The following is an 8194-nucleotide window of genomic DNA, read 5'->3' as shown; positions in this document are numbered from 1 at the left end:
TTCGTCGCCGCGATGATCGCCTTCACATTCGCGATCTGCTCGTCGTCCAGCGTGATGTGCGACTGCTTGCCCTGCACACCATGCGGAATCAGCTTGCCCTTGTCGGCCTTGTCGGCCTTGTCGGCCTTGTCGGCCTGCACCACGGCGACCGGCTTCACCTGCTCGACCGGAGCAGCCTGCGCGGTCGCCGGACCAGCGAACACACCACCGGCGAAGGCCAGACCAGCGACACCGAGAACGCTCTTACGCATGATCGTGTTCATCACGAAGCTCCTTGGGGGTCGACGCCACCAGCCCAGGGGGAGGGCGTGGTGGCGCAAGCACCGTCCGGCGCTCGAAAGTCTTGGGGGAAAGATCCGACGCTCGCGGGCGGGGGTGCCCTTGCGGCGCCGGGACCATGTGTAACGACCGGCGGCCCGCCATCATTCCGCGGCCCGGCCCCGCACCCGATCAGGCGGGGCGGGCTCTTGCTCGATCGTCCGCATGATGTAACGCCCCCGACCCGGCCCCGATTCCACCACCCGGATGCACCCGGTCACACCCACAAACCGGACATTGAGCCCAACCATCGACAGGTGGCGCCCGAAAATAGCTCGGTTTGGGGGCGGTGCCCGGTACCGAGCAGAGCGACCGACGGCATCAGGCTCCCGGCGGATGATATAGCGGAAAGAGCGCGATACCTCAGAGTCATCAAAATGCCTCAGAGGTATCACCGTGAAAGACAACATTGCCGACCCGTGACGACACGCCCACAGCGACACCAACGAGTTCGGCGCGCCGCGACGCAATGCCGGTGGATCTCACCCGACCGTCGTCGGCCGACCCGACGCACCTGAAGCAAACCGGCACGGACCTGCGGGCACGGACGCGACCCGGACCACGACGGGGGTGTGGCCCGCCGTGCCCGGCGCAGGGATCAAGCCTGACCGCCCGGAGCCCGGCACGGCCACCCACACCCCAACCGCAACCGCCCACGCACCCGGCACAGCCACACCCGACCCACGGACCACGGCACGGCCACAGCCCCAAACGGACCACCAGGCCGGAGATCCGCACACCGCCGGAGGCACGGACGGGCGGAAAGAGCTCACACCCGCAGGTAGCGAAGAATCGCGAGCACCCGCCGGCTGTACCCGGTCCCCTGCGACAGGTCGAGCTTGTCGAAGATCGTGTTGATGTGCTTCTCGACGGCGCTCTGCGACACGTGCAGCCGTTCGGCGATCACGGCGTTCGTGTGCCCCTGGGCCATCTGGTGCAGCACGTCCCGTTCGCGTGGGGTCAGCCGGCTCAGCGGGTCGGCCGGGTTCGCGCCGGCGAGGACCCGGCGGACCACCTCGGGGTCGAGCGCCGTCCCACCGGCGGTCACCCTGTCGAGGGCGTCGAGGAAGTCGTCGACCTGGGCGACCCGGTCCTTGAGCAGGTACCCGACCCCCTCGGGGCGGTCGGCCAGGAGCCGCGCCGCGTACCGCCGCTCGACGTACTGGGAGAGCACCAGTATCGCGGTTGTCGGCCACCGCCGCCGGATCTCCAGCGCCGACCGGAGGCCGTCGTCGGTGTTGGTGGGCGGCATCCGGACGTCGGTGACGACGACGTCGGGTCGCTGCCGCTCGACCGCCGCGACCAGGTCGTCGGCCGAGGCGACCGCGGCCACCACCTCGTGCCCCTCGTCGGCGAGCAGCCGGGCCAAGCCCTCCCGCAGCAGGGTGGAGTCCTCCGCCAGGACTATCCGCACGGCACCTCCGCCAGCACGGTGGTCGGCCCGCCGGGCGGGCTGTCGACCCGGAACCGGCCGTCCAGGGCGGCCACCCGGCGGGCGAGACCGGTCAGGCCGGCTCCGGCCGGGTCGGCGCCGCCGACACCGTCGTCGTGTACCCGCAGCCGGACCGTCCCCGCCCGACTGTCGACCTCCACGCTGATCAGGTTAGCGGCGGCGTGTTTCGCAGCGTTGGTGAGCGCCTCGCAGGCCACGAAGTAGAGCACCGTCTCGACCTGCCGGTCGGGGCGGACCGGCAGGTCGTACCGGATGCGCACCGGGATGTCCGACCGATCCGCGACCACGCCGAGCACCTCCCCCAGGTCACCGTCGTCGAGCGCGGACGGGTACACCCGCCAGGCCACCTCGCGCAGCTCGGCGATGGCCTGTTGGGTGTCCTGGTGCGCCTGGGCGAGCAGGCCGGCGGCACGCTCGGGGTCCCGGCTGCGCCGGGCCCGGCCGAGCAGCATGCCGAGGGCGACGAGGCGCTGTTGCAGGCCGTCGTGCAGGTCCCGTTCGATGCGTTGCCGCTCGGCGTCCACCGCGGCGACCACCTCGGCGCGGCTGGTGGTCAGCTCGCGGACCCGACGTTCCAGCTCGGCGCGGGTTCCGGCGCCGAGCAGACGGTGGGCGAGCCGCACGTCCAGCGCCGCGACGCTGGCGACGGCCTGGACGTTGACCAGGAGCAGGGCGGCACCGATGACCACCTGCAGCAGGGCGTCCCCGGGATCGAGGACACCGCGCAGCACCGCCCACAGCACGATCGCGGCCAGCACCGCACCGACGGCGAACAGCCCGTACGCCAGCGCGCCGAGCGCACCGGGCAACAGCCGGGCGGCCAGGTAGCCGACGTCCCGCCAGCCCGGTGCCGGCGCGCCGCCGGGGGCCACGCCCTCGGTCAGGAAGCCCGCGAGCCGGCGGCGTTCCAACCGGACCAGCCGGGCGGCGTACCGGCGCATCACCGCGTGTACCCGAGGGCGGGTCGGCGGGGCGACGGCGGTACCGGCGATCGCGACGGCCGCGGCGACCAGGAACAGCAGCTCGACGGCGGCGGTCAGGATCCCGGCGGCGACCCCGACCGGCAGCCGGGCCGCGCAGGGCAGCGCGGGCCGGGGCCGTTCCACCCGCCCGGCCGACTCAGCAGACCCGGCAAGGCCGGCCGACCCGGCGAGCCCGGCCGTCCCGACGCGCACAGCCGACCCAGCCGATCCGGTAGGCCCGGCAGGCCCTGCGGGTTCGGCCGACCCGGCAGGCCCGGCCGGCTCCCCCGGCGCCCGCCCGTCGGCGGCAGCGGGATCCTGCGACACCGGGGTCACCGCACTCCGTCGTAGTCCCAGCCGGCCTGCTGGCTGTCGGTGTAGGCGCTGCGGTAGATGGTGCCCCGCCCGGTCGGGTCGGGCACGCCGGCGACCGGCGGTGCGGGCGGCGGAGTGAGGTCGGGCTCGGCGCCGGCCCTGGACCGGCGGCGCAGCCGGGAGATGACGAACCAGCCGACGGCGGCCACCGAGGCGACGATGACGACGTTCTGCAGGGCGCCGACGTACCCCTCGACGAGGTGCCAGTTGTCGCCGAGCAGGTAGCCGGCGAGCACGAAGGTGCTGTTCCAGATCAGGCTGCCCATCGTGGTGTAGGCGACGAAGGTCCACACCGGCATCCGCTCCACCCCGGCGGGGATGGAGATCAGGCTGCGGAAGATCGGGATCATCCGCCCGAAGAAGACCGCCTTGACGCCGTGCTTCAGGAACCACGCCTCGGTCCGGTCGACGTCGCTGAGCTTGACCAGCGGCAGCCGCGCCGCGATCGCGCGCACCCGTTCCCGGCCCAGCGCGGCGCCGATCCAGTAGAGCGCGAGGGCCCCCAGCACCGAACCGAGGGTGGTCCAGAAGATCGCGCTGACCACGCTCATCCGGCCCTGGCCGGCGACGAATCCCGCCAGCGGCAGGATCACCTCGCTCGGGATCGGCGGGAAGAGGTTCTCCAGGGCGACGGCCAGGCCGGCGCCGGGGCCGCCGAGCCGTTCGACCAGGCCGGTGACGTAGCCGACCAGACCGTCCTGGGGCGGCGCGGCGTCACCGGCGGCGGCGAGCAGGGCGTGCGGCGCGGTACGAATCATGCCCCACACGCTACGAACCGATCCTGAGAGCCGGCCATGGGGCCGGCCCTCCGTTCCGGCGGGCGGACCGCACCGGCGGGGGTGCGGAAAACCACAGGGTCGGCGCCTATCCTGCGCCCGTCGAGGAGAGGAGCCGCCATGCGTACGCCGCTGCGGATCGTCGTCGCGCAACCATCCTGCGTGGCGTACGACGTGGGGGTGAACGCGGCGACGCACGCCGCGGTGGTCCGCGCGGCCGGCGCCCGGGTGGTGGCCTTCCCCGAGCTGTCGCTGACCGGCTATGAACTGGACGGCCCGCCGGTGGACGTCGACGACCCGCGGCTGGGGCCGCTGGTCGAGGCGTGCGCCGAGACCGGCGCCCTCGCCCTGGCCGGCGCGCCGGTACGGGGTGAGCACATCGCCACCCTCGCCGTCGACGCCACCGGGGTGCGGGTGGCGTACCGGAAGATGTGGCTCGGCGCGGTGGAGGCCCGCCGGTTCTCCCCCGGCCCGGCCCCGGCGGCGGTGACGGTCGACGGCTGGCGGCTCGGGCTGGCGATCTGCCGGGACACCGGCATCGCGGAGCACGCGGCGCGGACCGCGGCGCTCGGCGTCGACGTCTACCTCGCGGCGGTGCTGGAGCACGCCCGGGAGGCGGCGGTCACGACGGAGCGGGCACACCGGATCGCCACCACCCACCGGGTGCACGTGGCGGTGGCCAGCTTCGCCGGGTCGACCGGCGGCGGGTACGCCGAGGCGGCCGGCGGTTCGGCGATCTGGGCGCCGGACGGTTCGGTGCTCGCCCGGGCCGGCGGCGAGCCGGGCGAAACGGCCGGCGCGACGCTGGACTGACCGTCCGGAGCCCGCCCCGAAAAGCGCATCCGGGGGCGCTGGACGCGGTCAGCCGGGACGGGCCGCCCGTGCCGCGACCGACCGCGCCGTGCGGCGGTGCGCGGCGGCCTGCTCGGGGTCGCCCAGGGCGGCGGCCAGGTCGCCGAGGTACCCGGCCACCGGTCCCAGGGTGAGCACGCCGCTGCCCGCCCCGGCCAGCTCACCGGCGGCGGGCAGCAGGTCGGCGTAGGCGTGCCGCATGGTGGCGTGGTCGTCGAGGGCGAGGGCCGCGCGGGCGACGAGGCACCCGCGGGCCTCCCGGAGCAGGTCGTGCGGCGACTCCGGGAGGGTACGCAGCGCCTCGGCGGCCTCGTCGCGACGACCGGCCCGCAGCAGCACCAGCGGGCGCGCCCACGGCTGGTGCGGCCCGAAGTCCCAGCTCCCCCAGTCTTCCCCGGCTTCCGGTCCGACCGGGCCGGCGGCCGACCGGCCGGCGTCGTCCGGCCCGGTCAGCCGCAGACCGAGCAGCGCGAGGGCGAGCAGGCCCTGTTCCATGCCGGGCATCCCGCTGCCGGCGAGGCGGTCGGCCGCGGCCCGGTATCCGGCTTCCGCCGCGGCCGGCTGGCCGTCGACGGCCAGCCGCAGGGCGGCGTACCACTGGGTGAAGACGCCCACCAGCGGCAGGTCGTACCGCTCGGCGAGGCGGTCGGCGGCCCCGGCGTGCGCGTCCGCGGCGGCGAGGTCGGCGAGCGCGCAGTGGGCCTGGAGGAGGACGAGGTGGCCGAGGACCTCGAAGCTCACCAGGTCGTGCCGGGCGGCCAGGTCGACCAGTTCGGCGCCGATCCGGGCGCGTTCGGCGGCGAGCCCGGACCGGCCGAAGGTGTGCAGGTAACGGGCGTTGAGCGCGAGGGCCAGCAGCGCCGGGTCCGCCAGCGGGCGGGCGAGCGCCTCCGCTTCGGCGGCGGCCCGCCGGCCGCGGTCCGTGGTGGTGCCGCGCAGCTCCAGGGCGAGGGTACTCAACAGCCGGCTGCGCGCTGCCGCCTCGTCCGGCCCGAGCGTGGCCAGGGCGCGCTCGGCGGCCACGACCACCTGGTGGGAGAGGTGTTCGTCGTCGTTGCGGGTCCAGCTGGCCGGCACGTCGAACGCGGTCAGCAGGCTCGTGGTGAGGTCGGGGTCGTCGAGCCGGGCGGCCGTGGCGATCGCCGCGGACCGGTGCCGGCGGGCCTCGTCGAGGTGACCGGTGACGGCGAGCGCGCGACCCAGCCCCATCACCGCCGCCAGCCGCCCGCGTACGTCGTCGCCCGCGCGATCGTGGGCGGCGACCGCCTGCCGCCACAGGCGGGCCGCCTCGTGCGGGTTGAAGCGGCGCTCGGCCCGCTCGGCGGCGGCCCCGGCGTAGCGGGCCGCGCGGGGGGCGGTGGCCCGGCTCGCGGCGTGGGCGAAGTGGTGGGCCAGGGTGGTGACGTCCTCCGGGTGCAGCCGTTCGACGGCCTCGCCGGCGGCGGCGTGCCAGCCGGCGCGGCGCGGCGCGGACAGGTCGCCGTAGAGCGTGTCGCGCACCAGGATGTGGGTGAACCGCAGCTGCCCGTCGGCGCCGTGTTCGGTGAGGAAGCCGGCGTGCAGGGCGCGGTCCAGCGCGTCGAGCACCGCCGCCGGGTCACCGGCCATCGCGGTCAGCACCTCGGGGTCGACGTCGCGGCCGAGCACGGACGCCTGGCGCAGCACGGTCCGCGCGGCGTCCGGCAGCCGGCTGAGCCGGTGGCGGATGACGTCCCGCACCCCGGCGGGGACCGCCCGCAGCGCCGCGCCGCCCTCGGCGGCGAACAGCCGGGCCAGCTCCCGGACGAAGAACGGGTTCCCGCCGCTGCGCTGGTGGATCAGGTGCACGACGGGCGGGTCGAGGTCCGGCCCGGCGACCGCCCGGGCCAGCTCGCCGGTCGCCGGCTCGGACAGCCCGCCCAGGTAGACCCGGACCGGCTCGGTCCGGGCGACCCGGGCCAGCGCCGCGGTCAGCTCCGGGCCGATCTCGTCCGCCCGGTAGGTGCCGACGACCAGCACCGGCCCGGTGACCGGCTCCGGCTCGCCGACCAGGGCGGTCAGCAGGTCCAGGGTGTCCGCGTCGGCGCGGTGCAGGTCGTCGACGACGAGCAGCACCGGCGCCCGCTCGGCGGTCGAGGTGACCAGCGCGGCGACGGCCCGGTGCAGCCGGAACCGGCGTACCGCGGGATCCTCGACCCGGTCGGGGCCGCCCACCGCCGGCTTACCCGGGGTCGCCCCGGCTCCCGGCGGGGGGTCCGGGCTGGCCGGCGCGCTCTCCGCCGGCTCGGCGCTCGCCGCGAGTGCGTCGGTGAGCTGCGTCCACGGCCCGGCGACGGGCGCGCCCTCGTACTCGGGGCTGCGGCCCCACGCGGTCGTCCAGCCGGCCGCCGACAGCTGTCGGGCGAGGGCGTCGGCGAGCGCGGTCTTGCCGGCGCCGGCGTCGCCGGAGATCAGGGCGAGGGCGGGCCGGCCGCGCCGGACGACGTGCTCGGCGGCCCGCCGCAGCCGGGCCAGTTCCTCGCCACGCCCGACGAACGGCCGCCGCCGGTCCGGTCCGGCCCCGGCCCGTGCCGGCGCGTCGGCCCGTACGGCGGCCGGCGGTGCCGCCGGGGTCAGGTGCGGAGCCTGGGCGAGGATGTCGGCTTCGAGCTGCCGCAGCCGCGGGCCCGGATCCACGCCGAGTTCGGTCACCAGGGTCTCCCGGGCCCGGCGCAGCGCGGCCAGCGCCTCCCCCTGGCGGCCGGACCGGTACAGGGCCGTGGCCAGCAGCGCCCAGGCGTCCTCGCGGAGCGGGTGGCCGGCGGTGTGGGCCCGCAGGTCGGTGGCGGCCTCCGGAGCTCGGCCCAGGGCCAGCAGCGCCTCGGCCCGGCGTTCCACCGCCAGCATCCGCAGCTCGTCCAGCCGGTTGATCTCCGCGCGCGCCCAGCCCTCCCCGGCGAACTCGGCGTACGCGGGGCCGCGCCACAGGGCGAGCGCCTCCGTCAGGCAGTCCAGCGCCGCGCCGGCCCCACCCGCGCCGAGCAGCCGACCCGACTCGGCCACCGCGTCCTCGAAGCGCCAGGCGTCCACCGCGTCCGGCCCGGCCCGCAGGGCGTAGCCGGGTGGGGCGGTCACCAGCAGCCGGGCGGGCTGTCGGGGTGGCCGGTCGGGTTCCAGGGCCCGGCGCAGGTCGGCGACGAACGTCCGGATCGCCGCCACCGCGCCGTCGGACGGCTCGGGCCACAGGTCGCCGACGAGGCGTTCGACCGGCACCACCCGGCCGCGGGCGACCAGCAGCCGGGCCAGCACCGCGCGCTGGCGCGGCCCCTTCAGCGCGACGGGGCCGCGGGCGTCGACCGCCCGCACCGGCCCGAGCACCCCGAAGGCCGGCCCGCCCGCCGTCGCCGCCCTGGTCATGGCACCAATCTAGGCCGGACCGCGGGCCCGGTCGCATGGTGACCGCCCCCGGCCGCTGGCGGGTGCGGGGGCACTCATCCGTT

General features: G+C 76.2%; 5 protein-coding genes and 1 pseudogene. 1 reads left to right on the top strand and 5 read right to left on the bottom strand.

Going from position 1 to position 8194, the window contains the following annotated elements:
• The 4 genes and pseudogenes from AC1WTP_RS32350 to AC1WTP_RS32335 form a co-directional block, all read right to left on the bottom strand.
• Positions 1–263 (bottom strand): annotated as a pseudogene (locus tag AC1WTP_RS32350) (hypothetical protein); the annotation flags it as partial.
• A gap of 824 nt (positions 264–1087) precedes the next feature.
• Positions 1088–1732 carry a response regulator gene (locus tag AC1WTP_RS32345; protein WP_481653025.1) on the bottom strand — a complete coding sequence of 215 codons (645 nt, stop codon included), beginning with the start codon at positions 1730–1732 and terminating at the stop codon, positions 1088–1090.
• Entirely contained in the window at positions 1723–2946 is a 1224-nt protein-coding gene (locus tag AC1WTP_RS32340; RefSeq protein ID WP_481653024.1) for a sensor histidine kinase, read from the bottom strand. The genes AC1WTP_RS32345 and AC1WTP_RS32340 overlap by 10 nt, the downstream gene beginning before the upstream one ends.
• 119 nt (positions 2947–3065) lie before the next feature.
• On the bottom strand, positions 3066–3866 hold the full coding sequence (locus AC1WTP_RS32335) for a DedA family protein (RefSeq protein WP_481653023.1): 801 nt from the start codon (positions 3864–3866) through the stop codon (positions 3066–3068).
• A gap of 138 nt (positions 3867–4004) precedes the next feature.
• On the opposite strand from AC1WTP_RS32335, the gene AC1WTP_RS32330 reads away from it, so the two are divergent.
• A complete protein-coding gene (locus tag AC1WTP_RS32330; protein ID WP_481653022.1) occupies positions 4005–4697 on the top strand; it encodes a carbon-nitrogen hydrolase family protein in 693 nt (230 codons plus the stop codon).
• A 48-nt stretch (positions 4698–4745) separates the two neighbouring features.
• Here the strand turns inward: AC1WTP_RS32330 and AC1WTP_RS32325 are convergent, their stop codons facing one another.
• Positions 4746–8111, bottom strand: a complete 3366-nt coding sequence (locus tag AC1WTP_RS32325; protein ID WP_481653021.1) for an ATP-binding protein — start codon at positions 8109–8111, stop codon at positions 4746–4748.
• Between the last annotated feature and the right edge of the window lie 83 nt (positions 8112–8194).

The organism is Micromonospora sp. R311 (assembly GCF_056780015.1).
Note: the sequence above shows the minus strand (reverse complement) of the source record. Positions and strands in the feature narration are given on the sequence as shown.